The organism is Lentibacillus salinarum (genome assembly GCF_042679865.1).
GTDB classification, from domain to species: domain Bacteria; phylum Bacillota; class Bacilli; order Bacillales; family Amphibacillaceae; genus Lentibacillus; species Lentibacillus salinarum.
On the sequence record NZ_JBHTNH010000045.1, the window covers coordinates 1 to 1,704 of the forward strand.

Here is a 1,704-nt window from a genome sequence, read left to right on the forward strand (position 1 = left end):
AAAAATGGGTATTCCCATTATCGGGAGGGTGTTTTTTTGCGTTTTTTTGAGCAAAAATCCCATTTTCGTATAAAAAGGAGGATAAAAAGGACCGAGAAGTTCGAGGCGGTGCCGTTTCGAGCAGCGGAGTGTATGCCTTTAGATACATGAGCAGCGGAGAAACAAGCCAACGAAGAAATTCGACGTGTCATTTTTACCGGACTTTTTGAACAACCTCTAAAAGTACCGGAACATGCGCTCACCAAAGTTTTCATCTGTTGAGCCCTGTACCTCTACATGGATGAGTATCCATTTTTCTTCGCCATTCTTCAGGAACACTTTGACGATTTCGTCGGCTATAAGTTTACCCTTCTTTTCATCAATGATTTCTTTGTACAATTCCTGTTTAAGAAAATCGGGCGGCTTTGAAAAATCAATATCCTCATATATATCCGGTGCGAAAAACTGCATAAATTCCTTAAACAATGTCTCAATCAAATTCTTCCAAAGTCCATCATAATCCGGTGTCTTCACGTCATATTCGGTCGGCTTTTCAAGCACAGTCCCATTTAACACCATTTTACCACATCCCTCTCTTTTCGTTAATGTTATCTAACTTCAATATACTCGAACATATATTCGTGTTCAAGTGAAAGAGATGATGTGAAAAATTTAAATTACTAGCGTCCCGCAACAAACCCCAGGAAGCCGCTCATAGCGATCATGACTACAATAAAAGATATCATTTTTATGAATCCCTTTTTTGACATTCGTTTATTTTCATCAACATCTTTTCGGATCCACAGGTACATCAGGAACCATATAACAAAGAAACCGATGATAAAATACCATTGCTGCATAGCACTAACACCACGCTTTCGTCTAATATCGTTTCGCTAAAATGACCCAGGAAATGAAGACTGTAGATATGGTCAAGGACACCAAAATATTCAGTACATCCATCGCGTCCAGCGGCACAATATCATTCCCGATAAGAAATGTAAGAACGATCAAATAAATTAGCAATGCAAAAAAGCTGTAGAACATCCCTTTTTGTCTGATCATTTTCGCCCGTTCATCTTTCTGCCGCAACTGCGGATACAAATAGCTCGCTGAAAAAGCCACCACCGTAAACGTGATACACATATAAGTCATTGGTACCGGTGCTGCATTCGCCATAATAGCAATAACGATTAGAAAGCCGCTCATCAGCAAAAACAAAATACCGAGAATAAAATAAGTCCGTGGCATATAATCTTTATTCATTGTCCTGGTCCCCCCTCAAATTCACTTGTAATCTTTTTCCTCAAGGACAAAAATACTCTCCACATTCGTCCGGAAAATTTCCGACATGATCATAGCGAGTGGAAGCGATGGATTGTATTTTCCCTTTTCAATCGAGATAATCGTCTGCCTCGAAACCCCGAGTTCTTCGGCCAGCCCTTCCTGTGAATAGCTGAACCTCTTTCTGTATTCCACTAATTTATTTTTCACGTTGCTGCACCTGCTTTCAGTATTAGTTTATCGTAAAGTAACCTTTACGTAAAGGGTGCTTAACATTTATTTTTGTGAGACAAGGGAAGTTTTGCCGCTCCGGCTGATGTTGGTGCGCCTCCGGTTGATGTTGGTGCGCCTCCGGTTGATGTTGGTGCGCCTCCGGTTGATGTTGGTGCGCCTCCGGTTGATGTTGGTGCGCCTCCGGTTGATGTTGGTGCGCCTCCGGTT

The 1,704-nt window shown here is 41.5% G+C and carries 4 protein-coding genes; all 4 read right to left on the reverse strand.

Annotated features, from left to right (window positions below; all coding sequences use genetic code 11):
- Positions 1 to 216: 216 nt before the first annotated feature.
- The 4 genes from ACFQ4A_RS16480 to ACFQ4A_RS16495 all read right to left on the reverse strand — a co-directional run bounded on the left by ACFQ4A_RS16480 (position 217) and on the right by ACFQ4A_RS16495 (position 1,473).
- Positions 217 to 558, reverse strand: a complete 342-nt coding sequence (locus tag ACFQ4A_RS16480; protein ID WP_382402504.1) for a hypothetical protein — start codon at positions 556 to 558, stop codon at positions 217 to 219.
- A 101-nt stretch (positions 559 to 659) separates the two neighbouring features.
- The gene (locus ACFQ4A_RS16485) at positions 660 to 839 is read right to left on the reverse strand and encodes a DUF3976 domain-containing protein (protein WP_382402505.1); all 180 of its coding nucleotides are present in this window, start codon (positions 837 to 839) and stop codon (positions 660 to 662) included.
- A gap of 22 nt (positions 840 to 861) precedes the next feature.
- The gene (locus ACFQ4A_RS16490) at positions 862 to 1,245 is read right to left on the reverse strand and encodes a permease (RefSeq protein WP_382402506.1); all 384 of its coding nucleotides are present in this window, start codon (positions 1,243 to 1,245) and stop codon (positions 862 to 864) included.
- A gap of 21 nt (positions 1,246 to 1,266) precedes the next feature.
- Positions 1,267 to 1,473: a helix-turn-helix transcriptional regulator gene (locus tag ACFQ4A_RS16495; RefSeq protein ID WP_382402507.1), complete on the reverse strand. Its 207-nt coding sequence runs from the start codon at positions 1,471 to 1,473 to the stop codon at positions 1,267 to 1,269.
- Positions 1,474 to 1,704 lie beyond the last annotated feature (231 nt).